We start from the raw sequence: 24,389 nt of genomic DNA, 5'->3' as shown, positions 1-24,389 counted from the left end.
GATTAATTGGTCGAAGTTCGGTGAATTGGTCAATTTTTGCTTCGCAGTCAATAGTCAATTGATGTGTAGACAGAAAATTCACTAGCAAAGCGAATTCAATATTGGTAGGATTGTGAATGGTCAATTTTGCTTCGCAAGTCAATGGTCAATTGATGTGTAGACAGAAAATTCACTAGCGAAGCGAATTCAATATTGGTAGGATTGTGAATGGTCAATTTTGCAGCGTAGTCAATGGTCAATTGGGATGTCAGATAAGAAATTCACTAGCAAAGCGAATTCACTATTCACCTTTCACCATCCACATTTAATTCATATCTTTAAGTTATGAATTATCTGGCGCATTCCTTTCTTTCTTTTACCGACGGACAGATCGTGGGACAATTTCTTGAAGATTTTATCCGCAACAGAGATCGTTTCTCTTTCCCGAAAGATATTCAGGACGGAATTACCCTTCACAGGGCTATTGATACGTTTACAGATTCTCACCCTGCTATACATGAAGCCAAAAAAGTATATGCTCCTTTAGTAAGATTGTATGCTGGTGCTTTTGTGGATGTTTCTATGGATTATTTTGTAGCTAATGATCTTTCTTTAAACACTCTTACAGAATGGAAAGCTCACTCTCTTAAGGTTTATCGTGTTTTAAATGCCAATGAGCAGTGGCTGCCGGAAAATTTCAAAAAAATGCTTGTTAAAATGGAGCATGATGACTGGCTTTATAATTACCGCGAAGACTGGGGCATTAAATTCAGTATTCAGAATGTGTTGAATAAAGCAAAGTATCTGGATAAAGATATTCCTGTTTTTGAAGCTTTTTTAAAGAACAAAGATTATCTTCAGCAATGTTATGATGACTTTTTCCCTGATCTGCTGGCTCATGCAAAAGGAATTAATACGTTGATTCAGCTGGAAAATTAATATTTCAGAATTGTTTAAAACGCAAAGCTGATATTAAAATAGCTTATCAGAAGTGGGCTAAGGAAGCGACAAAGTCGTTGACTAAGCTGTATGAATATTTGTACGTTTAAAGTTGATTCTACCTTTGCTCCCTTAAAAGCATAATACAATATATTAAACCTTTGCGTCAAATTTAAATAATCTAAACCGAATCGTAATGCTACTTACCATTAGAGCTTTATAATATGTTTAAAACTGTTTATAAAGATAACGGTTAGGATAAGTAAGTTTTTCACTGTTTCTTTGTCCGTTCACAATAATATGAACGATATTGATCTGATCATCAAAAAGGTTATACAGAAAACTTACTGCGGTTTCTACTTTTTTAGGAGTGGCTGCAGGTTCAGATTCCATGAAGACGTTTACAGATTCCTGATCTTCTTCGTAGCCAATATAATTAACCTTCAAAAATTTGTTATCGGCTTTTAGTTTGAAATATTCTGAACAGTATTTCTGTAATGCATCATTCAATTTCACCTTATATTTTTCATCATTAAAATGAAAAGCTCCTCCATATTTTTTTCCTAAACCATTTTCCATGTCATCAAGGAAGAATCTTCCCGTCACTTCAAATGTTCTGGATTTCGAGTTATAATTAATTTCTACAGAGCCAACATGGTAAGGATGAAAAGCTTCACTGCTCGTAAAACTCTGAAAAACCATCATTAATAATAAAAGAAAACTCCAAAAAAACTTACGTGACATGAATTTTATTTTACAGCAAATATAAAAAAAGCAGCAGTTATAAAAACTGCTGCTTTACTATTTGAATTTGATAATGAAGTCTTATTCTTTAATTACTTTTTTCGTAATTTTTGTGCCATCCTCCAGTACAATGGTAAACAGATAAGTTCCTTTTACAAGTTCCGAAACATTAATTCTACCTGAATTAGCATCTACATTTACAGTTTTCACTAATTTTCCTGAAACATCATAAATGGTTACTGCACCTTTGGAATGTCTTCCTAATCTTACATTGACAAAATCTTTTGCAGGATTCGGGGTGATATTTACTTCTGAATTCATCTTAACATCAGCTGTTCCTAATGTGGTACCTGTTTTAACAAAATATCCGCCAAAACCTGTTGCCTGGAAGCTTACTTCCCAGTACTGGTAGGTATCATTCCAGATAATATCTGCGATATCAGGAGTAATAATTGTTGCAGATCCTCCAAAAGAAGCTGTAGTACCTGTTGTACTTGTTCCAGTATACTTTTCAATAAGAAGATTGGCTTTATTGGCAACATCTGTAGGTGAAGTAGGCAACTTCACACCACTTGTCAGATTATAAGCATCAAAATCAGCCTGCTTGAAATATAAAGTTACTTTTCCGGTAGCTGTAGTTGTGTTTACATCTGAATTGATTTCATATCTTCTTGCTACATAGTTGGGTTGCGCATTGTCCACCCATACTTTTGAAGTCACATTTCCTGTTACTGTACTTGCCGTTTCTTTTTCAACTCTTGCAATAAGCTGGCAGGCATTGGTGAAATAATTGTTTCCATTCGCTACCGTGCTTGCTTTTGTTTGATTGGAAGTGGCTAAATTCTTTACTTCAGCAACATTTTCATATACAGTAGCTCTCATTTTAAGATCAAATGTTCTGGATGTCCATGTGGTACCGTCTGTAGAAGTCTTTGATCTGTTGTTTACTACAGCATTTTCAGCTTTCATCGCAATTCTTCCTCCTAAGCCATTTACGACAATATAAAATTCTTTTCCGGTTACCATTTGTACATTCAGATCGGAAAGGTTCACATAATTCCAAGTAAATTTCTGAGTACTATTAAGCCATGAAGTAATGGTTTTAGTGGCAATAATATCTCCTGGATTTCCACTGGAATTCACTTTTCTGATTTGAATATCAACCGGGATATCTGAAGGGATCGAAGTTCCTGTTAAAAATGAAAAACCACCCAATTTCCCTGTTAATGTCGGGGTATATCTTACTGCAAGAGCTATATTATCAAAGTAATAATTAGATTCTGTATTCGCAATAATATAAGGTTCATCATAGCCTATTGTTTCAAAATTAGATTTTACACACCCTAATTCATCCGTAACGGCTTTATAAATATCCAGTTTACCATATCCCCATCTCATATTAGGAACAGCTCCGGTTGCTCCATCCATTCTTGCGTTAGCTGTAAGACGTGATTTCACCTGCGCTGCAGTCAATGTAGGATTGGCCTGAAGCAATAGTCCTACCGCTCCTGCAACTCCTGGTGAAGACATACTAGTCCCTTGATTTTTCACATAATAAGTAGTTCCTGCAATAATATCTGTCGCAGCGGGAGCTGAATCAGCTGATCTGGAAGAGATTACATTCTGACCAGAACCTGCGATCTCCGGTTTTTGAACACCATCCACTCTTGGTCCCTGTGAACTGAATGAAGAGATAGATTCCTGAGGAGTAAGTGTAAAATAACCGCTTGTACCGCTATACCAGCTGGCTCTTCCCATATAGGATGCTACTGTAATAGCGTTCGAAGCATTTCCTGGAGATCCCACAATATATTCATTATCTCCGTTTTGTAATGTTGTTGCCACTCCCTGGCTATATAACCATCCATGGGTGGTAATCTGCTGTGTACCATTGTTGGTAATTTCTAATGTATAATTACCCTGGACATTCGTAGTTCCTGAAGTTCTGGTTACTATCAGCTGAACATATCTTTTGTTATTATCATTTCCCCAATAGTTATACATAGTAGCAGTAAGACCACCTCCTAATATACTATGGGCCGTAGTAGTACTTATATTTTGGGTATAAACCTGTCCATCAGGAGTTGTTAGCTTGGCTGTAACAGGAGAATTATCATTAGCATACATAATAAATGAAAATACGGATGCTGCAGAAGTATTGCTTGCTACTGTAAAAGTATAGGTCTGTGATGCATTGGCTGCTATATCAAATTTTCTATGGAGGTTAGCTCCATAATCATTACCTGCAGAAATAACAACTACTCTTCCCGCTCCCGAAGTGGTAAAATCATTCACTGCTACTTCATGGCTGGAAGTTCCGTCATGAGCACTCCCCTGCCCTCCAATACTCATATTGACAACAATAGGTTTATTAAGAGCTGTTGCTACATTTTTAAAGTAGGTCAAAGCATTAATGGTATTTGTTGTAGGAAAAGATCCGTTTCCTCCTTTTACAAAGACAATATCTGCATCCGATGAGAATCCTTTATGTCTTTTATCTGTAAAACCGGAACCATTTCCTGCAGCAGTACCGGAAACATGGGTTCCATGTCCATTGGTATCATTTTCACGAACGTAACCTGTAGGTGTTCCGTCCAGCTCATCTTCAATCTGTGCTCTTGTATATTCTACTCCTGTTGAAAATCCTGTAGGAGTAGTCTCTCCAAATTGTGCCGTTAGTGTCTGATCCCAGATGGAAACAATTCTGCTTTTTGTCTGGTCATCGGCTTTTCTGAAGTCCGGATGCTTCCAGTCTATTCCACTGTCATAAATCCCTACTAATACGCCCGTCCCGTTATATGCTGTGTTATTAAAAACACCATCCTGCAGAAGACTTGCTCCGGATTGAGCTCTACTCACATCATTATGAAGTTCATCGAATGCAGGAGCAGCTACTGAAGTCACATAGGGAAGCGTCATCAGTCTTTCAATATCTTCAATGGAAACTAATGCAGTAGAAAAAGTAGGTAACTGACTTTGTACCAGAAAACCATCAGCTTTCAGTTTTTCCGGCTCTTTAGTATAAATAATACATGAATACATGGTTTGTGCTCCTTTTGAAGTCACCACCAAATGTTGATCAAGTTTCATATCGGGGCGTTCCAATTCTTTTACAGCTCTTCCATTGGCAATGCTCTCCTTATTTTTCAATAAAATATCAAATCGGGAATCTAATTTCTGTACTTGTCCATAAAAAGTATAGGAATACAATCCCAAAAAGGCTACAGTAGCATTTCGCAGAAGCTTCGTTCCTCCGGGCGAAATGTGTACTTTTGTAAAGAATAATTTTTTAATATCCATTTTCATTTTTTTAGATATACAATTATACAATTTTTATTTTAAATTAAAATAATTCACCATATTGATAATTATTAAGAGAAAAACATAAAAACAATAACAAAATCAACAACACTTTAACAAAATATTCAAAATGCAGGATTTTCTTTTTTATTTACACCTCGGATGGGAACATATTATCTCACTGGATGCCTTAGATCATCAGCTGTTTGTACTGGCTTTGATTGCTGTTTATTCTTACAATGACTGGAAAAAAATACTAATTCTTGTTACTGCATTTACAATTGGACATTCCATCACATTAGCTTTAAGTATTCTTGACGTCTTCAGGGTTCCTTCTGATTGGGTTGAATTTTTAATTCCCCTGACTATTGTTGTGACTTCTTTGGATAATATTATGATGAAAAATCAAAAGCAGACTCTGATGCGGGCCAATTACTACCTTGCTCTCATCTTCGGGCTTGTTCATGGAATGGGATTCGCCAACACGGCAAGAGTAATGATTGCGAAAAGTCAGAATATTGCATTACCATTGATAGGCTTCAATATAGGATTAGAACTTGGGCAAATTGTAATTGTTTTTGCCATTTTGATCATCCTGTTTATCCTTCTCAATCTTTTTAAAGTAAATAAGAAAGACTGGATTCTTTTTGTCTCTTCCGGAGTATTTGCACTTTCTTTAAAAATGACTTTGGAAAGAATTCCTTTTTAAAAGTTAAATATTGATATTATTTCAACAGCTTATTCCTATCTTTGATCATTAATCAATCATTTTCGGATATGAAACTAAAAGTTGTTATACTTTCACTTTCTGTATTTGCATATACAGGTTTCACCGCACAAAATATTCAGAATAACCCAGGCAGCAATCATGGCAACAGGTTTGAGCAGCTGGGAACTATTCTACCCACACCCAACATTTACAGAACGGCTTCGGGAGCTCCGGGACACGGATACTGGCAAAACAGAGCCGATTATAACATTTCTGCTTTTCTGGATGAAGATAAAAGAAATCTGAAAGGTTCGGAAACCGTTACTTACTACAACAATTCTCCGGATGAACTGGATTATATCTGGCTGCAGCTTGATGAAAACGAACATTCAAGCATCAGAAATGCCGGATACGATGCTTCATCTGTAATTCGGCCTTCTACTACAGATCAGCAGCTTAAAGTTTCTGAGCTTCCTGTGAAAGATAATGGGTATGGAGTAAGTCTTGAAAAAGTAACTGATGCTTCAGGTAATCCTCTGAAATATACAGTCAATAAAACGATGATGCGTATTGATCTTCCTAAAGTTTTGAAAAAGGGGGAAAAATTTGTTTTCAAGGTAGACTGGAACTACAATATTTCCAACAGAATGAAAATGGGAGGCCGTGGAGGCTATGAAAATTTCCCTGAAGACGGCAATGACCTGTATACGATGGCACAATGGTATCCAAGAATGTGCGTATATAGTGATTTCCAGGGATGGCAAAACCATCAGTTTACCGGAAGAGGTGAATTTGCTTTGGTTTTCGGAGACTTTAAAGTTTCTATGAATGTTCCTGCTGATCATATCGTAGGAGGAACCGGAGAATGTAAAAACTATGATCAGGTATTGACCTCTGATCAGCTATCAAGATATAAAAAGGCTGAAAATGCAGCTGAACCTATAGAGATTGTAACGTTGGATGAAGCTAAAAAAGCGGAGAAAAATCATTCAAAACAAAGAAAAACATGGGTTTTTGAAGCAAAAGATGTTCGTGATTTTGCATGGACTTCTTCCAGAAAGTTTGTTTGGGACGGAATGCGTGTAACCATTCCTGAAAATAACAATAAGGTAATGGCGATGAGTTTCTATCCAAAAGAATCTTATGGACTTTACAGAAAGTTTTCCACAAAAGCCGTTGCTCATACGATCAAAACCTATTCGGAATTTACCATTCCTTATCCATATCCTGTAGCGCAGTCTGTAGAGGCTTCCAACGGAATGGAATATCCTATGATCTGTTTCAATTTCGGAAGAACGGAGAAAGACGGAACCTATTCTGAAGGAACCAAAAACGGAATGATCGGGGTAATCATCCACGAGGTTGGCCACAATTTCTTCCCTATGATCATTAATTCTGATGAAAGACAATGGGCATGGATGGACGAAGGTTTAAACACGTTTACAGAATATCTTACGGAAGAGAAATGGGATAATAAATTCCCATCCAAAAGAGGACCGGCATGGACGATTGTAGATTATATGAAACTGCCGAAAGACCAGCTGGAGCCTATCATGAGTAACTCTGAGAATATTGTTCAATATGGTCCGAATGCCTATTCAAAACCTGCTACAGGACTGAATATTCTTCGTGAAACGATCATGGGGAGAGAACTTTTTGATAAAGCTTTTAAAACCTATGCTAAAAGATGGGCATTCAAACATCCTGAACCTGCAGATTTATTCCGTACAATGGAAGATGCAAGTGGTGAAGACCTTGATTGGTTCTGGAGAGGATGGTTCTACGGAACAGATCCTGTAGATATTGCAATTGATAAGGTAACAGTAGCTGTTCCTAATCTTGACACAGATCCAAAAGCTGCTGCCGAAGTAAAATATCAGGTTGAAAAGCCTTTGGTAAACAATTTTGAAGATCTTTCCAAAATCAGAAACAGAGAAGACAAGAATATCAAATTCTATGTTGACGGTGATAAGGATGCTCAGGATTTCTATTACAGATATGACAGAGGTCAGGAAAAGGTTGATAATAATAAGGAATACACCATTAAAACAGAAGCAGGTGTTCCTTTAGATGCCAAGGATAAAGAAAAGTTCAGGAATATTACAGGATATCAGATTGATTTTGTGAACAAAGGCGGATTGGTAATGCCTATCATCCTTGAATTCACTTTTGAAGACGGTTCAAAATTATACGACAAATCTGCTGCACAAATCTGGAGACTGAACGAGCAAAAGGTTTCCAAAACCTATTATTTTGATAAAAAAGTAAAATCTATTCAGCTTGATCCTATGAGAGAAACTGCTGATATTGATACAACCAATAACTTATGGACAAGTACCGGATCTGGTGCTCAAACTTCAAAATTCCAGCTCTTTAAGCAAAAGCAAGAGGCAGGTTCTGTAAGAGGAGGCTCCACCGGAAAGGTTAACCCGATGCAGGCCGCCGGAAAGAGTTAAAAACCAAAAGGTTGTAACTTTTAACAACTACAGCACTACTTATTATTAAAAAGATCATGAAAACTATTCTTTTCCTTTTAATACTAAGTAGTGCTAATTTTTTTTCCCAAAAGCTACTTACTCCTGAAAATTCCGGGCTCAACTCAAAACTTATCCAGGATGAAACTTCTGAAGCGGTATGGTTTGCTGAAAATGCAGGTACAAAAATAGAGATTGGAAGCATTATTACTGAGATCAAAAAGCTGAACAAAGAAGATCTTCTTATCAAAACAATGGTAAAAATGAAGCAGGCTCCAGATGCTCAATGGACGGATTCTACTCTTGTAAAAACTTCCAATTTCAGCCCAGTCTACCACTCTTCTTACAATTCAATGAGAGACATGGTTCTCAAATCTGAAAAAGATAAGGTCACAGGATATTATCTTGATAAGAAATCTCAGAAAAAAGATATAATCGAAATTCCTGCAGATCATTATTTCGACAGCAGCAGTTATGCTATGCTGATCAGATATCTTCCTTTGAAAGAACATTATACTGCCGAGATTTCTATTTTCGATTATAACCCCAAATCTGAGAAAAAAGGTATGATGAAAGCCTACATTCTGGATACTCAAAAGACAGAATATAAAGGAAAGTCGGTCTGGGCAGTAAAAACCAATGATGACATCAGTAACAAAGCAACCACAGTAACCTATTATATTGATGCCACAACAAGAAAAACTGTAAAGCAGGATATAGAAATGGCAGGAAGAAAAATGTATTTAGAAACAGCTCCATAAATTACTGAAACCCAAACACCAACATCTTATTTTCGTCTACAAAAAACATAACAAACTGACTTAAAAAGCTTTATATTTGAATCACCATAAACACCAAATGTCAAAAACCTGATTGACTTTAAATGTTCAGGAACGTACCAATCAAAATATTACTTATGAAAAATGCCAAATTACTAAGCAGAGATGCTCAAAAAGTGGTCAATGGCGGAATTGCTGCCAGACTTGTATGCTGCGAACGCGATGACAACGGAAAATGTATTTTATGGATCGGTCCGGGATATAACTGTCCTTAGTTTGATGATCTGATAATAATTTTGAGTAAAGCCGGAAGTTTCCGGCTTTCTCTGTTTGTTTTTTCATTTTTATTTTCTTTACAATCTGATAATCAAAATTTTATTTCAAAAAACATCCATAAAATATATCACACAATAAAGAAAAATAGTATCTTTGATTCACTTCTTTTACACCAAATGTCAAAATCCTGATTGACTTTAAATGCTCAGGAACGTACCAATCAAAATATTTCTAACTATGAAAAACGCTAAATTATTAAGCAGAGATGCTCAGAAAACAATCAATGGCGGAGCCGCAGGACGCTTTTGCTGTGAGTACAATTACAAAGGACAATGTATCCTGTGGATTGGACCCGGACAATATTGCCCATAGTTCAATCGCATGATAACAATTTTGAATAAGCCGGAAATTTCCGGCTTTATTTTTTACCCTAAATGTTCTTTTAAATTCTTTTTATAGGTTCTTCCCAGCGGAAGTTCTTCTCCGTTTTTCAAAAAAACATGACCGGAGTTATAGGAATTGATATGTTCCGATAATACAATATAAGACTTGTGAATTCTGATAAACCCAAAATGTTGAAATTTTTCTTCAAAATTGGACATTCTCTCCAAAATCATATACTTTTTCAAAGGTGTCATCAAAACAATATATTCACCGAATCCCTGTATCCATAGAATATCTTTAAGAAAAACTTTATTCATCACATAATTGGATTTGAACATAATGTAGTCTTCCTCCTGCTGATTGTTGGCCGAACTTTTAAACTGAACAAAATCTCTTGCTTTATGGACTGCTTTTTTAAACGTATCAAAATCTACAGGCTTGATAAGATAATGAACAACATCCAGTTCAAATGCTTTCACTGCATATTTGGTTTCCAAGGTAAGAAAAATACACAGCGGTGGATCAGGAAGCTGCTGCAAAAGCTCTACTCCATTGATCCCGGGCATATTGATATCAAAAACAACCAGATCTACTTTATTTGCTTTCAAAAAAGCCAGTGCTTCTTCCGGTTTCTGAAATGAAGCCAGTAATTCAACTTCTTCAAGCTGATCACAATATTGTTTTACAAGCTGTAATGCAGGATATTCATCATCTACATTGACGATAGTCAGATTAGCCATTGATAGTAATTGTTAAAGCAATTTTATAGTGATCTTTTTCTTTCGGTCCGGAATAAAATTCATACTGATCCTGATAAAATTTTTCCAATATATGAATAATTGCTTCATTACCCAACCCGTGATAATTGGATTCCACCTCATGGATTCTCTCTTTCCCAACGGAATTAATAATTTCAAAATAGAGTTCAGACCGCTCAATTTTACAGAAAAGTTTTATAAAACCTTGAGGATCTTCCCCTATTGCCGAATGTTTTAGAGCATTTTCAAATAAGGTAAGCAATATAGCAGACGGAATTTCAGCAATATCAAATTCTTCCTGATCTTCAATATCCATCACAATATCAAGCTGATTATTATATTTAAGCTGGTATAAAGCAGCAAGCGCTTTCAGGGAAGAAAATTCCTGGGAAACAGTCACTTTTTCTTTTCCGCTGTCATAAATAATATATTTCAGAAGTTTACTCAGCTGCAAAATAGAATCCGATGTTTTCTCTGAATGGGTAAAACTGTTCGCATAGATGTTATTAAGGGTATTCAGCAAAAAGTGAGGATTCAGTTTAGACTTCAGCAAATCAAGATAAAGCTGATCTTTCTCTTCTCCAAGACTGATCACATCCTGCTCTATTAAAAATTTGTCTTTGGTAATTCCCAAAAAAGAACCTACAAGGATTATTATTCCCTGCGAAATGTACACATTATACAGAAAACCGACGTGGTAGCCCTTTTCACTGAAGTCTATCTGAAAAACCGCAGGTTCCCACAAAATTCTGAAAAGGCTGGAAACCAAAAAACAGATTAAAGCATAGAGAATAAACTCCGGATACTTATTGGCCAGGTAGAATCTTGGAACAAGATAATAGTACACCAGATAATAAATTCCAATGTTGAAAATGGTATTCAAAATAATGCTTATCACCAGCTGGGTTGAATCCAGGAAGTAGTTTTCGGTGAAATAAGTCATCAAAATGAAGATAAAAAGGAAAAATATATGCTGAAACCTCAACAGAAACTTCCAACGGTACTTCATAAGGCTTTCCAGAATTTTACCACTAAATAAAATCCTGATAATCAATAATATAATTATAAAATTAATGATTAAAAACATAGTCCATACCTTATTTTGAAACGCATCAAATATAATATCTTTTTGTCTCAAAATGCAGTTCGTTGAGAAAAACTGTCATTGATTGAAAAAATTCAAGCCCGCTCTCCCGAATAAATATATTTGAGAAACCGCAATATTAATCAAATATTACATGAAACTTAATATACAATTAACGCTTATTTTATCATTTTGCTTGATAACTGGTCTTTTACGTAGCCAGAGTAAAGACAACTATAATATGTGGTTTCAGTACCTGATGTCGGCAAAGTTAACTGATAAAAGTACTTTAACTGCGCTTACCCAATACCGTTCCTTTGACCTGGCTTACGACACAAGACTTTTTCTGGTAAACGCTTATGTAGATTATGAAGTGGCAGAAAATATAAGACCTGCTGCAGGAGCTATGTTTTTAGTCCTTGAATCTTATAATGCTGACGATTCTAAAAAGATAAGATATGAAAAAAGACCTTTTCAACAGGTAACTGCCGAATATTTTATCGGGAGAACATCGATCTCCAACCGTCTTAGAGTGGAAGAACGATTTATCAGCAATCCTGATGAATTCGAGGTAAGAATCCGTTATCTGATCTCTGTCAGAATTCCATTCAATAAAAAAGGTGAAAAAGAAAAGCTCTACGGGATTCTTAAAAATGAAATAAGAATGAATGTTGACAAGTTAGAACCTTTCGACAGCAATCGTATTACCGCAGGCCTTGGAATAAAACTAGGGAAAAACTCTGCCTTGGAGCTTGCCTTCATCAATCAGCTGGAAACCAAAAAAACAAGTAATTATGGGTTTATAGGTTTCAGAAACAGTTTTGACTGGAGAAAAAAGAAACAACAATAACCTCATTAATATTTACACAAAACTATGCTTACATTTCTTGGTTTTTTAATGATTTTCATCTTCATGATTCTCATCATGAACAAAAAGATGACTCCGCTTACCGCTTTAGTCCTTGTGCCAGTCCTTATCGCTGTAGTAGCAGGATTCGGGCCTGACCTGGGGAAAATGATGAAAGATGGTGTAAAAGAAATAGCACTTACGGGGGTTATGCTGATTTTTGCTATCCTGTATTTCAGTCTGATGATTGATACCGGGCTTTTCGAGCCTCTTGTGAATGTGATACTAAAGGCTGTAGGAGATAATCCTGTAAAAACAACCATTGGAACTGCCCTTCTCACCACTTTGGTTTCTTTAGACGGCGATGGCTCTTCCACTTACATTATTGTGGTGGCAGCATTACTCCCGCTTTATAAAAAACAGGGCATGAACCCTTTAGTTTTAACCTGTATTATTATGCTAGCAGGTGGTATTATGAATATTCTACCGTGGGGAGGTCCTACCGCCAGAGTAATGAGTTCTCTTAAACTAGGGCATACTGAAATATTTGTTCCTATGATTCCGGTTATGCTGATCGGGCTGGTCTGGGTATTTTTTGTGGCCTATATTCTGGGAGTAAGGGAGAAAAAAAGAATAAGCAAACATGGAAAATATACCAAATACAGCGGACAGGATATTGCCGGTGAAGATGATCCTGCATTAAGACGTCCGAAACTTATTATTGTCAATTTGATCCTAACAATTATCCTTCTTTGCGTTATGATTCTGGACATTATTCCTTTGGGAATTGCCTTTATGATTGCCTTCTGTATCGCTTCTCTGATTAATTACCCAAAACTGAAAGACCAGCAGAAAATCATTTCAAAACATGCAGGAAATGCCTTGTCTGTAGCCGGAATGATCTTCGGTGCAGGAATTTTCACAGGAATCCTGAATGGTACCGGAATTATGAGTGCTATGGGAAACAGCATCATTAATATTGTTCCTAAAACCTGGGGCGGCTATCTGAATGTCATCACCGCAGTATTCAGTGTACCGCTTACGTTTTTCCTGACCAATGATGCCTACTATTTTGGAATATTACCTGTGATTACAGCTACAGGCAGCCAGCTGAATATTCCTCCTGATATTTTGGGACGTGCCAGTCTTGTAGGGCAGGCTTCTCACTTATTAAGTCCTTTGGTACCTTCTACTTATCTGTTGGTTTCACTGGCAGGGGTTGAATTCTCTGACCATCTGAAATTCACCTTAAAATGGGCTATCGGATCATCAATCGTCATGTTGCTGAGTGCATTGGTTCTTGGTATTATATAAGGTTATATCTTTGAATTTTGTAATCTTAACTTATAAAAAGTGAATGATGAAAATGGCTAAACAAAAAACATTTACCGACTCTTATCTAAGAAACCTTACGCTTTATGTATTCACGGCAATTATCTGTGGAGCATTGACCGGTTATTATTTTCCGGAAGTCAGTAAACATCTGGAAACGGTAAGCAGTTATTTTTTCACGCTTCTTGAGGTTTTGATTATTCCCGTTATTTTCATTGCAGTCACCTATGGAGTAAGCTATATTTTCAGTACCAAAAATGCTTTTAAAATTGTAAGCCAGATGGTTCTGTATTTTTTACTCATTACCTCCATCAGTATTTTATTGGGGATCGGATCCGGTCTTCTTTTAAAACCGGGTGCCAATACAGGAATTATTATTTCTTCTCATAAAGAACTCCCTGAAAGATTTTTAATAAAGGCTTCAAACCCACTACACATCAGCAACTATGTCCTTTTTCTTTTAATCTCAATTTCTGCGGGAGTCGTGATTGGTCTTTCAAAGAAGAGAAATAATATCTTTAAAGCTTTAGATGCGGGAAGAAATTTGTTTTTCAAACTTATCAAATATGTTTACCTGTTTCTTCCAATCGTCATTTTCTCTAATATCGCCTACGGAATTTCTGTATACGGAATTAATACTTTGCTGCCATTAAGTAAGATTGTTGCCACAGTATATCTCACCTGTGTATTTTTCATCTTCGGAATATTAGGTGTTGTAACGGCTTATTTCAAAATTAACCTTTGGGATTTTTTAATCAGCATCAAAGAAGAAATCATTCTTGTGGTAGCAACTTCCTCTTCAAAGACTGCATTTCCAATGATCTTTGATAAAATGGAATCACAAGGCTATGACCGCAAAATACTTCGCCTTATTATTCCTCTTGGATACAATTTTAATCTGGCGGGAGCATGCATTTATCTTTCCATTTCATGTATTTTCCTCGTTCAGCTTTACAATATTTCTCTTACGCCAATGGATTATTTCTGGCTTTTTATAACAATTTCCATTGCTTCCAAAACCGCTTCCGGAGTTCCCGGATCAGGCTTCCTTGCACTGATGTTTACCCTAAGCAGGTTTGGAAAAATCCCCACCACAGATCTTGCGCTTTTATACAGCATAGACCGCTTTATGAACGAAGCCAGATCAGTTACCAATTTCATAGGCATTTCAGTTTCTGCTGCCATTATTTCAAAACTTAACCAAAATACTATTCCCTTAAAAAATGATATTTCCTGATTTTACACACCTCTTCAATGACATCTTAGAAAACCCTGCAAAATCCATTGCTATTATCGGCAATCTTATCCTTATCGAAAGCCTTCTTTCTGTAGACAATGCAGCAGTACTGGCTACCATCGTCATGGATCTACCCGAACATCAAAGAAAAAAAGCACTGAAATATGGAATCCTTGGAGCTTATGTGTTCCGCGGACTCGCTCTTATTTTTGCATCTGTACTGATTTCCGTTTGGTGGTTAAAACCGCTGGGAGGGTTGTACCTGCTCTATATTTCCTTTGACTGGTTCATCAAAAAAATAAAAAACACAAATGATGAAGAAAATGACGAGGAAAACCCTGACAAAGAATCCAGCTGGCTGTATAAAAACTCTATCGGACTGCTGGGACAATTTTGGGCAACGGTTGCTATTGTAGAAGTAATGGATCTTGCTTTTTCCATAGATAATGTTTTTGCTGCCGTGGCTTTTTCAGATAACTTACTTCTGATTACACTTGGGGTATTTATAGGGATTTTGGCCATGAGATTTATCGCCCAGTGGTTTGTCCGCCTGATGCAGATATTTCCTTTCCTGGAAACTGCCGCTTTTGCTGTCATTGCTATTTTAGGAATTAAACTAAGCTTGTCATTATATGAGCACTTCTACCCTGCTGCGGCATTCGCTCAATTTTTAGCCAGTCACACCATGGAAATTTTAGTTTCCGCCATTACCGTTCTGCTATTTGTAGTACCTGTAGCTACCAGTTATCTTTTCGGATTTCCAGCCCGCAAAAAATAATTTTTCTGCCAAATTTTCACATTCGGAAACAAAAGTCTGCCATTTCAGCCACCGACGTCTCGTGGCATACATTTAGAGAAATACAATGCAGAAATAATTAATAAATAAACATATTATGTCAGTAAACTTTAAACCATTAGCAGACAGAGTTCTAGTAGAGCCTATCGCTGCAGAAACTAAAACAGCTTCAGGAATTATTATCCCGGACACTGCAAAGGAAAAGCCGCAAGAAGGTACTGTAGTAGCAGTAGGTCCTGGTAAAAAGGATGAGCCTACAACTGTTCAGGTAGGTGACAAAGTTCTTTATGGAAAATATTCAGGTGCTGAATTGAAGTTGGAAGGTAAAGATTACTTAATCGTAAGAGAAGCTGATTTATTAGGAATTATTGGGTAAAAGCAGTAAGCATTAAGCTATAAGCAGTAGGCAATGAGAGACTACAAAAAATATGATATCTGGAAAATTTCTCATAAACTGGTAAAAGAAATTTATATTATTTCTGAAAATTTTCCTAAATCTGAACTTTTTGGCCTTACTTCTCAAATAAGAAGAGCAGCAGTTTCTATTCCTACCAATATCGCAGAAGGTTGTGGAAGATCTACAGACAAAGAATTCGCAAGATTTTTAGAAATAAGTATAGGTTCAACAAACGAAACTGAATATCTTCTCTTACTATCTTGTGATTTGGGATTTACTTCTGAAGATAAAATAGCAACAATTAATGTGACCCTGAATTTAATCAGACAAAAACTTATACAACTCAGAAAAAAATTATTAAATAATAATTAATTGCTAAAGGTAAAAAAGCTTATTGCTTAAAGCCTATAGCCCAAAGCTTAAAATTATGGCAAAAGAAATAAAATTCGATATTGAATCAAGAGACGCTCTAAAGAGAGGAGTAGATGCATTGGCTAATGCAGTAAAAGTAACTTTAGGTCCTAAAGGGAGAAACGTAGTTATTGAAAAATCTTTCGGTGCTCCACACGTAACTAAGGATGGTGTGTCTGTTGCAAAAGAAATCGAACTTGAAGACAGAGTAGAAAATATGGGAGCGCAAATGGTAAAAGAAGTGGCTTCCAAAACTAATGATATTGCAGGAGACGGTACTACTACTGCTACTGTATTGGCACAGGCTATCGTAAGAGAAGGTCTTAAGAATGTAGCGGCTGGTGCTAACCCAATGGATCTTAAAAGAGGAATCGACAAAGCAGTAACTGCTGTTGTTGAAAACTTAAAAGCACAGTCTCAGGCTGTGGGAGATTCTACAGATAAAGTAAAGCAAGTAGCTTCTGTATCTGCTAACAACGATGAAACAATCGGTGCTTTAATCGCTGAAGCTTTCGGAAAAGTTGGTAAAGAAGGTGTAATCACTGTAGAAGAAGCTAAAGGTATCGATACAACGGTAGATGTTGTAGAAGGTATGCAGTTCGACAGAGGTTACCAGTCACCTTACTTCGTGACTAACCCTGAGAAAATGTTAGCTGAACTTGAAAACCCATACATCCTTTTAGTAGAGAAGAAAATTTCTTCAATGAAAGAATTACTTCCGGTTCTTGAGCCAATTGCACAAGGTGGTAAGTCTCTATTAATTATCTCTGAAGAAGTTGAAGGTGAAGCTTTAGCTACTTTGGTAGTGAACAAACTAAGAGGTTCTCTTAAAATTGCTGCTGTAAAAGCTCCAGGATTCGGAGACAGAAGAAAAGCAATGTTAGAAGATATCGCGATCCTTACAGGTGGACAAGTGATCTCTGAAGAGCAAGGTTTCACAATGGAAAACATCTCTTTAGATATGCTTGGAACAGCTGAGAAGGTAACAATTGACAAAGACAATACTACAGTTGTAAACGGTGGTGGTGACGAAGCGAAAATCAAAGGAAGAGTAGCTCAGATCAAAGCTCAGATGGAAACTACAACTTCTGACTACGACAGAGAAAAACTTCAGGAAAGACTAGCTAAGTTAGCTGGTGGTGTTGCTGTACTTTACGTAGGTGCTGCTTCTGAAGTAGAAATGAAAGAGAAAAAAGACAGAGTAGATGATGCTCTACACGCTACAAGAGCTGCTGTAGAAGAAGGTATCGTTGCAGGTGGTGGTGTTGCTTTAGTAAGAGCAATTAAATCTCTAGACAACCTTTCTGGCGCTAACGCTGACGAAAACACAGGGATCAAAATCGTGAAAAGAGCGATCGAAGAGCCATTAAGACAAATCGTTGCCAACGCAGGTGGTGAAGGTTCTGTAATTGTTGCTAAAGTAGCAGAAGGATCAGGAGACTTCGGATACAATGCGAAAACTGACGAGTATGTTCAAATGCTTGAAGCAGGTATCATTGACCCAACTAAAGTAACAAGAGTTGCCCTTGAAAACGCAGCTTCTGTATCTGGAATGCTTCTTACAACAGAATGTGTTATCACTGAAGTGAAGAGCGCTGAACCAGCTATGCCAATGGGTGGTGGAATGCCAGGAATGATGTAACGGTCAGCGACCGAGGCAAATTAATATACTAACCGTTCTACTTTTTGTAGGGCGGTTTTTTGTTTTGCATTATGGTTTTCTGTGAAGAAAAATAGTATATTTAGATTTTAGATAATATAGATAATCCAAACAGCACTATCGCAATTTTATACATTGCATATTGGTGCAATGCGTAAATTTGGATGTTACCAGAAATTTTAAACAAACACTCGTCACAAATGAAATTTATTATATTTTTTCTTGGAATTTCTACATTTTGCTTCTCGCAAAAAATAAGTTTTATTTACGAAACAAAATACAAACTGAATTCAGAAAAACCAGATGATGTTTTTTCCGAGAATATGATTTTGGATATAAAAAATAATACTTCAATTTTTAGAGATTCGCAAGACAAAAAATCAGATTCAATAAAGTTGAATAATGGAAACGGAAGGTATAAAATGGGTGTTGAAAATCAATTCTATGTCAAAAAGAATCTAAGTCAAAAAAAAATTGAAAAAGTAATAACTTATTTGGGAACAGATTATCTTCTTCCAATTGACGAAATATTAAATTGGAAAATAACTTCCGAACAAAAAATAATTGGAAAATATAAATCTCAAAAAGCAGAAACAAATTATGGAGGAAGAAACTGGATTGCCTGGTTTACTACAGAATTACCTTTTGCAGATGGACCATATATTTTCAATGGTTTACCTGGGTTGATTGTTTCTATTCAAGATTCAAACAATGAATATTCATTTAATTTGATAGAAGTCAAAAAAGGCGGGAATATTTTTGACGCACGCACAAAAGCAATAAAAATTGATTGGAAAAAATATGAAACACTTGCAAAATCACATTTTAATGATCCATATGATGTAAATGCAAAATTATTAATGGGAAAAACAGTTACATTTACCGACCCGAAAGGTAATATTATGGATATTTCAATAAAGAATAAAGAAATGCAAAATGATATTTTACAAGAAAATAATCCCATTGAATTAAATCACAAAATAAAATACAAATAAATATTTCTGCAAACATCGCATTTGCAAAATATGTCTCCTAAACCCATCCTTTGAGGTTTCAGATATCTCGACCGAGGTCTTGAAATACTATTTTGGCGTTCCGAGATACTCCTTTGGGGTCTTCAGGTTCGGTTGATAGGCTTGCAACACCAAATTTCCGGTTGGTGAACCCCAACAGAGGAGTTTTATACAGCTTCGGAGGGGTTTAGAACCGTAAAAAAGATATTTTGGAACCTGTAAGTAAGGTTAAAATAAAAAGGCAGAGTTCACGTAGTAGCGGAGTGGCAAATTAATATACTACCCGTTCTACTTTTTGTAGAGCGTTTTTTTGTATTTTTACTATAAAACTATTCATGATAAAAAGTATATTAATCTTTATTCTTTTCTTGATATACAATCCTTTTCATTCTCAGTATTTTCCTTTTAAAAACGAAAATAAATTTGATACCATTACATACAAGAGAATCAGAGATTCTTTAATTGCCCACCCTGAAAAAATACATCACAGACAGTGCAGGAAGAGAGTATTTTTTATGATAGGAAGGATGGAACAAACGTTATCATGAGCTACAGTAAAAAAGGAGAAGGCTTTTTACAAATAACCAAAGGTTCCTATTGGTCTATATATTCTTATTTTAAAAACTTACAATTAAATTATAAACAAGAAAACTTAGGCAGACATTTTCCTACCGGTATTTGGAAGGAATATAACGCACAGGGAAAATTATTAAAAGAGGAAGATATGGATCTTCTGTATGACGACAGACCAGAATTCATTAATAAGAAAATTAAACTTATAAGCATAAGAGATATTGCAGCAAAGCTCAATACCCGTTATCAAAAGAATCTATTCAGTGACAATAATTTTTGTGACATTAAAATATCTATTGACCCAAAAACAAATAAATGGATATATACAATAAGCTTTTATGATGATCAAAAAGGAAATATCCTCAACTATTTCCATTATGATGCTCATAATGGAAACTTTATTAGAAAAAGTTCAATAACTCTTACAAAAGATATTATCTTACATTGAAAGTAGATTTGAAAACGCAGCTTCTGTATCTGGAATGCTTCTTACAACTGAATGTGTAATCACTGAAGTGAAGAGCGCTGAGCCAGCTATGCCAATGGGTGGTGGAATGCCAGGAATGATGTAACGGTCAGCGACCGAGGCAAATTAATATACTAACCGCTCTGCTTTTGTAGGGCGGTTTTTTATTTTATGGTTTCCCATAATAGAATATGAGTTAGTAATCTTAATTTAGAAAGGTATAAAAATATAACTAATCTAAATCATAAAAGTCCACAACTAGGAATGATATTCTTAAAACACTATGAAATAAGTCAAATCTTCTACATACATATTATACGAACAACCTCTCATTTTTGATCACAGCAGGTAAATTAAATGTGATTTGTAATTCATTTAAATAGAACATAAAGACAAGGATAAAATTCACTTCAAAACTCCATGTTCAATCTAATTTTATTACTTTTTTTATAAACCTAAATTTTATATTTTTAAAGAAATTATAACCATGATAAAAGAGCTTGAAAATTTATTATATACAAAAACACAAGGTAAGCAAAGCGAAATTCTATTTGCACAATGGAATTATGATAAAAAAGTTATTCCTACTGCCTTAAATGCAGTTTCTAATTTGTTTCCTCATTACAGCTTACACGATGTAACACATTCGGAAACAATAATTAACAACATAATAAGAGTAATTGGTTTTCAAAATATAGAAAAATTATCAGCTATAGATATTTGGTTGATTTTAGAGGCTAGTTATACACATGATATTGGAATGGTGGTTTCAAGTGAAAAATTAATTGAAGCCTTACACTCCAATGAATTTATTGATTTTTTTAAAAGCTTACAAGATGATCCTAAAAATGGATTGTATGAATTTGCAATCAAATTTGATATTGAAGGTAAGACTATTAAATATAAACATAATGAATTAAGTTTAGATTTTCATGATGGAATAAAATTCATTTTAGCAGAATTCTTTAGAAGAAAACATTCTGAAAGATCAAAAGAAATAATTTTGAATCCAACTTCAGAGCTATCTTTAACAACACCTAGAGGTGTAATTCCTAATAGAATTTTTAAAATTTTAGCAGAAATTTGTTCGGCACATACAAAAGATTTTGATGATGTAATGAAATTACCCTTTTGCGAAGTTGGTATCGATGTTGAAGATGCACATCCTAGATTTATTGCTTGTTTATTGAGAATAGGAGACTTATTGGATTTAGATAATAACAGGTTTTCTGAAGTTATGTTAAGAACATTAAGCAAAATTCCAATAGATACAATAAATCATAAATCTAAACATCTTTCAATAGAATCCTTTCGAGTGGACAACGAAAGAATTGATGTAGTTGCAAAATGTAATGATTATGATACAGCCAATATTACTCAACATTGGTTTAATTATCTAGATAGTGAAATAAGTAAACAAATGATTAATTGGAATAATATTGTTCCCTTTAAAGGATTTGGTTATCTTCCAACAATTGGAGATTTAAAAGTTGAATTAATAAATTACGATTATTTAGATGGTAAACAAAAACCTAAATTCACAGTCGATACGGACAAAGCACTATCATTACTTCAAGGAGCGGGTTTATATGAACATTCATATCAATCATTTAGAGAAATTCTCCAAAATGCAGTAGACTCAACTCTTTTAAGGATTTGGTTAGAGTATAAAGAAAAATTCAGTTTCAATGCCCCCCAAGATAAGGAATTTCTAGAAATTGTTAAAAAATTTCCTATCGAGATTTTCATTAATGAAAAGAACAGTCCGGAACTTTCAAGGAATGGGAAATAATTGTAAAAGATAATGGTATTGGTATCTCTTCCGATGATTTAAAATTTTTGATAAAAACAGGAAGTTCTTCTAAAAATAGAAAAAAAATAAATATTATTGAGGAAATGCCAGAATGGTTGCGTCCTTCTGGTATTTTTGGTATTGGCTTTCAAAGTATTTTTTTACTAACAGATGAAGTTAAAATTGAAACAAAAAGTTTTTTTAATGAAGAATTTCAAAATATTGAATTAAATAGTACTAACAGCATAAAAGATGGTGCCATTTTAATTCAAAAAAGAAAACTGATCATAGTATTAAGCCAGGAGTAAAGTTATCAATTAAATACAAAACAGAAGCAATTCCTTCGGCATGGTCAATCAAACAAGACCAAAAGAATGCAATTCGGATTGCACACAATTTTGATCCTTTTTCCCACGAATCTTTAGACATAAGTTTAGGGATGATAATTGATGAAATTTTAGATTTTGAAAATGCTTCAAGTATACCACTAAAATTATTTATTAATAATGAAAATTTTGAATTTAGCTCAAAAGAAAATTGTTACTTTAGTTATTTTGAACATACAAATTCTCTAGAACTAAATATATATCAAAATATTAATAATAATAAACATGTTAATAGTTATTATAAAAATCAATTTGTAAAAAATAGTTTTTATCCATTAGCATTTTTAGCAGTTGAAGTAAATATTCATAAGGAAAAGGCTTCTGAAATATTAGCACTTAATAGAAATAAGATAAAATCTGAATGTGAAGATAAATTATATACACAGATTTTGGAAAGCTTATTTATTATAATCATTAAAAATTTTTCCTCTTTATTTGAAAATGATATTGATAAACAAATAGGAAGTTTGTTTTTAGAATATTATAAAAATGATTTTAAATCGCTACATCCACTTGACCTATCAAATTATTCTTATTGGAAAAAATATAAATTATCTTTAGAAAACAACAAGGAAATAGAAATAGATCATTTAATTAATAGTATTAAATCTATAAAAATTAGTTATTATACAAATAATCATTTAAGAAGAGGAGATTCTTTTTCTTTCGAAAATGGTAATTTCATAATAAATACTAGTAACCATACTGTCAATTCTTCAATTTCACAATTCATTTTTTCTAAAATAGAAGATAAAATCACAAGACTTATTAATTTTGAATATGATGAAAATGGAAACCTAAAATTTGTTGAATTTAGCCTTGAGCCTAATGAGGGTGATTTCATTTCAGAAGAAAAATATATTGAAGTTTTGGAAAAATCAAAAAGTTGGAATCGCTCTTCTCGAAAAATTATACCATGTTTAAAAAAATATTCAAAATTAAGATTAAAAGATGAAGCATATATTGGATATGTCTATCATTTTAACTTAGACCATTTTATAGAATTTAAATATCCTAAAATGGTTTCTCCATTTGTTGTTGCAGAAACAGGCAATTATGAAAGTAAATATGAATCATCAATCATTTTAAACGATAAGTTATATAATTGGGTTTTTGAAAATCGGTATGATCCTACTACTACAAAAAAAGAGATAATCGAAAATTATAAAAACTTTATATTAGAATTTGGACAATCTCAGAACGATTAATAGTAATCCTGATGCGTAAATTATCTGACTTTACGTAAAAAATAAAACAATCTCCGAAGTCATCAGACTTCGGAGATTGTTTTATTCTAATTAATGACAAATCTAGGATTTCTAATCAATTTTAAAATCCAATAAATCTTTAGGTGATACATTTAGACCTTTAGCCAAATCAATTAATGTAGTAAATGCAAAGTTTCTTTTCCCATTTTCTATATCGCTTACTGTACCTTTAGTAATTTTGGAACTATTTAAAACAACATCATCTTGTGTAAGACCAGATTTAAGCCTTAAACCTTTGACATGTTCTCCAAATCTTTTTAGTATTTCATCTTGTAAAACGTCCATTTATTAACACTTTATACAAAGGGCGTAATTTTTTTTACAATTTTTGTTATAAGTACTTGTAACAAAATGAAAATTTCTTATATTTGGAAAAGATTACTCATTAGAGTAATTTTGCGATACTTCAAAGAAATATAGAAGCTATTGCTTAGAATCTCGACTTGAAAACTGGTAATTTAAAAGTACACGAGAGGATAAGTAAAAGGCTCACGACCTAGGCGTGAGCTCTCTTATCTGTGTACAGGTATACCAGTACCTCAAGTCGGATATTGTAGAGTCTCATGCCGTTTTTATTTTCATGCTGTTCTGCTTTTCTACAATCATCTTTTTCTAAGCCTGCTTTACCACATAAAGTATCATGATACGGTACAATGGGGTATACAATCCATTGCGGCTTTAGGGCTTTTAGAAAAACACAAATTCTATCATATTCACTCGGCTTGTATAGACAGGAAGTTAAGGCAGACTTCTTCCTCTACGGCCAGTAAAATCGTATAATAAAA

General features: G+C 34.5%; 23 protein-coding genes. 18 read left to right on the top strand and 5 right to left on the bottom strand.

The window, feature by feature from the left end; translation table 11 throughout:
- Nucleotides 1–324 precede the first annotated feature (324 nt).
- Complete coding sequence (locus BOQ62_RS06110) at nucleotides 325–918, top strand: ACP phosphodiesterase (protein WP_129037961.1); 594 nt, start codon at nucleotides 325–327, stop codon at nucleotides 916–918.
- Between the two features lie 228 nt (nucleotides 919–1,146).
- On the opposite strand, the gene BOQ62_RS06105 is transcribed toward BOQ62_RS06110, so the two are convergent.
- On the bottom strand, nucleotides 1,147–1,662 hold the full coding sequence (locus BOQ62_RS06105; RefSeq protein ID WP_129037959.1) for a DUF6702 family protein: 516 nt from the start codon (nucleotides 1,660–1,662) through the stop codon (nucleotides 1,147–1,149).
- 81 nt (nucleotides 1,663–1,743) lie between these two features.
- Nucleotides 1,744–4,962 (bottom strand): S8/S53 family peptidase, encoded by a 3,219-nt coding sequence (locus tag BOQ62_RS06100; protein ID WP_164976693.1) that lies wholly within the window; start codon nucleotides 4,960–4,962, stop codon nucleotides 1,744–1,746.
- Between the two features lie 130 nt (nucleotides 4,963–5,092).
- On the opposite strand from BOQ62_RS06100, the gene BOQ62_RS06095 reads away from it, so the two are divergent.
- The 5 genes from BOQ62_RS06095 to BOQ62_RS23850 all read left to right on the top strand — a co-directional run bounded on the left by BOQ62_RS06095 (nucleotide 5,093) and on the right by BOQ62_RS23850 (nucleotide 9,572).
- A complete protein-coding gene (locus tag BOQ62_RS06095; RefSeq protein WP_129037956.1) occupies nucleotides 5,093–5,671 on the top strand; it encodes a HupE/UreJ family protein in 579 nt (192 codons plus the stop codon).
- A gap of 68 nt (nucleotides 5,672–5,739) precedes the next feature.
- On the top strand, nucleotides 5,740–8,127 hold the full coding sequence (locus tag BOQ62_RS06090; protein ID WP_129037954.1) for a M1 family metallopeptidase: 2,388 nt from the start codon (nucleotides 5,740–5,742) through the stop codon (nucleotides 8,125–8,127).
- A 56-nt stretch (nucleotides 8,128–8,183) separates the two neighbouring features.
- Nucleotides 8,184–8,906 (top strand): hypothetical protein, encoded by a 723-nt coding sequence (locus tag BOQ62_RS06085; protein WP_129037952.1) that lies wholly within the window; start codon nucleotides 8,184–8,186, stop codon nucleotides 8,904–8,906.
- Nucleotides 8,907–9,061: 155 nt separating this feature from the next.
- The gene (locus tag BOQ62_RS22395) at nucleotides 9,062–9,199 is read left to right on the top strand and encodes a hypothetical protein (protein ID WP_164976692.1); all 138 of its coding nucleotides are present in this window, start codon (nucleotides 9,062–9,064) and stop codon (nucleotides 9,197–9,199) included.
- 238 nt (nucleotides 9,200–9,437) lie between these two features.
- Nucleotides 9,438–9,572 carry a hypothetical protein gene (locus BOQ62_RS23850; RefSeq protein WP_262484587.1) on the top strand — a complete coding sequence of 45 codons (135 nt, stop codon included), beginning with the start codon at nucleotides 9,438–9,440 and terminating at the stop codon, nucleotides 9,570–9,572.
- 53 nt (nucleotides 9,573–9,625) lie between these two features.
- On the opposite strand, the gene BOQ62_RS06080 is transcribed toward BOQ62_RS23850, so the two are convergent.
- Nucleotides 9,626–10,324: a LytR/AlgR family response regulator transcription factor gene (locus BOQ62_RS06080; RefSeq protein ID WP_129037950.1), complete on the bottom strand. Its 699-nt coding sequence runs from the start codon at nucleotides 10,322–10,324 to the stop codon at nucleotides 9,626–9,628.
- Complete coding sequence (locus BOQ62_RS06075; protein ID WP_228413761.1) at nucleotides 10,317–11,285, bottom strand: sensor histidine kinase; 969 nt, start codon at nucleotides 11,283–11,285, stop codon at nucleotides 10,317–10,319. The genes BOQ62_RS06080 and BOQ62_RS06075 overlap by 8 nt, the downstream gene beginning before the upstream one ends.
- Nucleotides 11,286–11,667: 382 nt before the next feature.
- On the opposite strand from BOQ62_RS06075, the gene BOQ62_RS06070 reads away from it, so the two are divergent.
- From BOQ62_RS06070 to BOQ62_RS06015, 12 genes are all read left to right on the top strand, one after another.
- Nucleotides 11,668–12,276: a DUF2490 domain-containing protein gene (locus tag BOQ62_RS06070; protein ID WP_262708307.1), complete on the top strand. Its 609-nt coding sequence runs from the start codon at nucleotides 11,668–11,670 to the stop codon at nucleotides 12,274–12,276.
- Between the two features lie 24 nt (nucleotides 12,277–12,300).
- Nucleotides 12,301–13,587, top strand: a complete 1,287-nt coding sequence (locus BOQ62_RS06065) for a CitMHS family transporter (protein ID WP_129037944.1) — start codon at nucleotides 12,301–12,303, stop codon at nucleotides 13,585–13,587.
- Nucleotides 13,588–13,639: 52 nt separating this feature from the next.
- On the top strand, nucleotides 13,640–14,842 hold the full coding sequence (locus BOQ62_RS06060) for a cation:dicarboxylate symporter family transporter (protein WP_228413759.1): 1,203 nt from the start codon (nucleotides 13,640–13,642) through the stop codon (nucleotides 14,840–14,842).
- On the top strand, nucleotides 14,829–15,620 hold the full coding sequence (locus BOQ62_RS06055; protein ID WP_129037940.1) for a TerC family protein: 792 nt from the start codon (nucleotides 14,829–14,831) through the stop codon (nucleotides 15,618–15,620). Before BOQ62_RS06060 ends, BOQ62_RS06055 begins: the two co-directional genes overlap by 14 nt.
- A 115-nt stretch (nucleotides 15,621–15,735) precedes the next feature.
- Nucleotides 15,736–16,014 carry a co-chaperone GroES gene (groES, locus tag BOQ62_RS06050; protein WP_034696138.1) on the top strand — a complete coding sequence of 93 codons (279 nt, stop codon included), beginning with the start codon at nucleotides 15,736–15,738 and terminating at the stop codon, nucleotides 16,012–16,014.
- 33 nt (nucleotides 16,015–16,047) lie between these two features.
- Nucleotides 16,048–16,407 (top strand): four helix bundle protein, encoded by a 360-nt coding sequence (locus BOQ62_RS06045; RefSeq protein WP_129037938.1) that lies wholly within the window; start codon nucleotides 16,048–16,050, stop codon nucleotides 16,405–16,407.
- A 55-nt stretch (nucleotides 16,408–16,462) separates the two neighbouring features.
- Nucleotides 16,463–18,088, top strand: coding sequence for a chaperonin GroEL (gene groL, locus BOQ62_RS06040; RefSeq protein ID WP_129037936.1), 1,626 nt, complete (start codon nucleotides 16,463–16,465; stop codon nucleotides 18,086–18,088).
- Nucleotides 18,089–18,306: 218 nt separating this feature from the next.
- Nucleotides 18,307–19,101 (top strand): GLPGLI family protein, encoded by a 795-nt coding sequence (locus BOQ62_RS06035; protein ID WP_164976691.1) that lies wholly within the window; start codon nucleotides 18,307–18,309, stop codon nucleotides 19,099–19,101.
- A gap of 562 nt (nucleotides 19,102–19,663) precedes the next feature.
- Nucleotides 19,664–20,140, top strand: a complete 477-nt coding sequence (locus BOQ62_RS06030; RefSeq protein ID WP_129037932.1) for a hypothetical protein — start codon at nucleotides 19,664–19,666, stop codon at nucleotides 20,138–20,140.
- Between the two features lie 505 nt (nucleotides 20,141–20,645).
- A complete protein-coding gene (locus BOQ62_RS06025) occupies nucleotides 20,646–21,950 on the top strand; it encodes a hypothetical protein (RefSeq protein ID WP_129037930.1) in 1,305 nt (434 codons plus the stop codon).
- Between the two features lie 47 nt (nucleotides 21,951–21,997).
- Entirely contained in the window at nucleotides 21,998–22,258 is a 261-nt protein-coding gene (locus tag BOQ62_RS06020) for a hypothetical protein (protein ID WP_262708305.1), read from the top strand.
- A 131-nt stretch (nucleotides 22,259–22,389) separates the two neighbouring features.
- On the top strand, nucleotides 22,390–23,544 hold the full coding sequence (locus tag BOQ62_RS06015; protein ID WP_129037926.1) for a hypothetical protein: 1,155 nt from the start codon (nucleotides 22,390–22,392) through the stop codon (nucleotides 23,542–23,544).
- A 111-nt stretch (nucleotides 23,545–23,655) separates the two neighbouring features.
- Here BOQ62_RS06015 and BOQ62_RS06010 read toward each other — a convergent pair whose 3' ends face one another.
- Nucleotides 23,656–23,889, bottom strand: coding sequence for a helix-turn-helix domain-containing protein (locus BOQ62_RS06010; RefSeq protein WP_129037924.1), 234 nt, complete (start codon nucleotides 23,887–23,889; stop codon nucleotides 23,656–23,658).
- Between the last annotated feature and the right edge of the window lie 500 nt (nucleotides 23,890–24,389).

The sequence above is a fragment of the Chryseobacterium sp. CH21 genome, from assembly GCF_004119445.1.
Taxonomy (GTDB): Bacteria; Bacteroidota; Bacteroidia; order Flavobacteriales; family Weeksellaceae; genus Chryseobacterium.
This window is presented reverse-complemented; position numbering and strand designations above follow the sequence as displayed.

Coding starts and splice junctions, on each gene's coding strand:
- BOQ62_RS06025 (WP_129037930.1), top strand. CDS start 20,646: ATGATAAAAGAGCTTGAAAATTTATTATATACAAAAACACAAGGTAAG.
- groL (WP_129037936.1), top strand. CDS start 16,463: ATGGCAAAAGAAATAAAATTCGATATTGAATCAAGAGACGCTCTAAAG.
- BOQ62_RS06100 (WP_164976693.1), bottom strand. CDS start 4,962: ATGGATATTAAAAAATTATTCTTTACAAAAGTACACATTTCGCCCGGA.
- BOQ62_RS06090 (WP_129037954.1), top strand. CDS start 5,740: ATGAAACTAAAAGTTGTTATACTTTCACTTTCTGTATTTGCATATACA.
- BOQ62_RS23850 (WP_262484587.1), top strand. CDS start 9,438: ATGAAAAACGCTAAATTATTAAGCAGAGATGCTCAGAAAACAATCAAT.
- BOQ62_RS06105 (WP_129037959.1), bottom strand. CDS start 1,662: ATGTCACGTAAGTTTTTTTGGAGTTTTCTTTTATTATTAATGATGGTT.
- BOQ62_RS06060 (WP_228413759.1), top strand. CDS start 13,640: ATGGCTAAACAAAAAACATTTACCGACTCTTATCTAAGAAACCTTACG.
- BOQ62_RS06015 (WP_129037926.1), top strand. CDS start 22,390: ATGATAATTGATGAAATTTTAGATTTTGAAAATGCTTCAAGTATACCA.
- BOQ62_RS06035 (WP_164976691.1), top strand. CDS start 18,307: ATGAAATTTATTATATTTTTTCTTGGAATTTCTACATTTTGCTTCTCG.
- groES (WP_034696138.1), top strand. CDS start 15,736: ATGTCAGTAAACTTTAAACCATTAGCAGACAGAGTTCTAGTAGAGCCT.
- BOQ62_RS06085 (WP_129037952.1), top strand. CDS start 8,184: ATGAAAACTATTCTTTTCCTTTTAATACTAAGTAGTGCTAATTTTTTT.
- BOQ62_RS06055 (WP_129037940.1), top strand. CDS start 14,829: ATGATATTTCCTGATTTTACACACCTCTTCAATGACATCTTAGAAAAC.
- BOQ62_RS22395 (WP_164976692.1), top strand. CDS start 9,062: ATGAAAAATGCCAAATTACTAAGCAGAGATGCTCAAAAAGTGGTCAAT.
- BOQ62_RS06010 (WP_129037924.1), bottom strand. CDS start 23,889: ATGGACGTTTTACAAGATGAAATACTAAAAAGATTTGGAGAACATGTC.
- BOQ62_RS06080 (WP_129037950.1), bottom strand. CDS start 10,324: ATGGCTAATCTGACTATCGTCAATGTAGATGATGAATATCCTGCATTA.
- BOQ62_RS06070 (WP_262708307.1), top strand. CDS start 11,668: ATGTGGTTTCAGTACCTGATGTCGGCAAAGTTAACTGATAAAAGTACT.
- BOQ62_RS06045 (WP_129037938.1), top strand. CDS start 16,048: ATGAGAGACTACAAAAAATATGATATCTGGAAAATTTCTCATAAACTG.
- BOQ62_RS06075 (WP_228413761.1), bottom strand. CDS start 11,285: ATGACTTATTTCACCGAAAACTACTTCCTGGATTCAACCCAGCTGGTG.
- BOQ62_RS06065 (WP_129037944.1), top strand. CDS start 12,301: ATGCTTACATTTCTTGGTTTTTTAATGATTTTCATCTTCATGATTCTC.
- BOQ62_RS06030 (WP_129037932.1), top strand. CDS start 19,664: ATGAGCTACAGTAAAAAAGGAGAAGGCTTTTTACAAATAACCAAAGGT.
- BOQ62_RS06110 (WP_129037961.1), top strand. CDS start 325: ATGAATTATCTGGCGCATTCCTTTCTTTCTTTTACCGACGGACAGATC.
- BOQ62_RS06095 (WP_129037956.1), top strand. CDS start 5,093: ATGCAGGATTTTCTTTTTTATTTACACCTCGGATGGGAACATATTATC.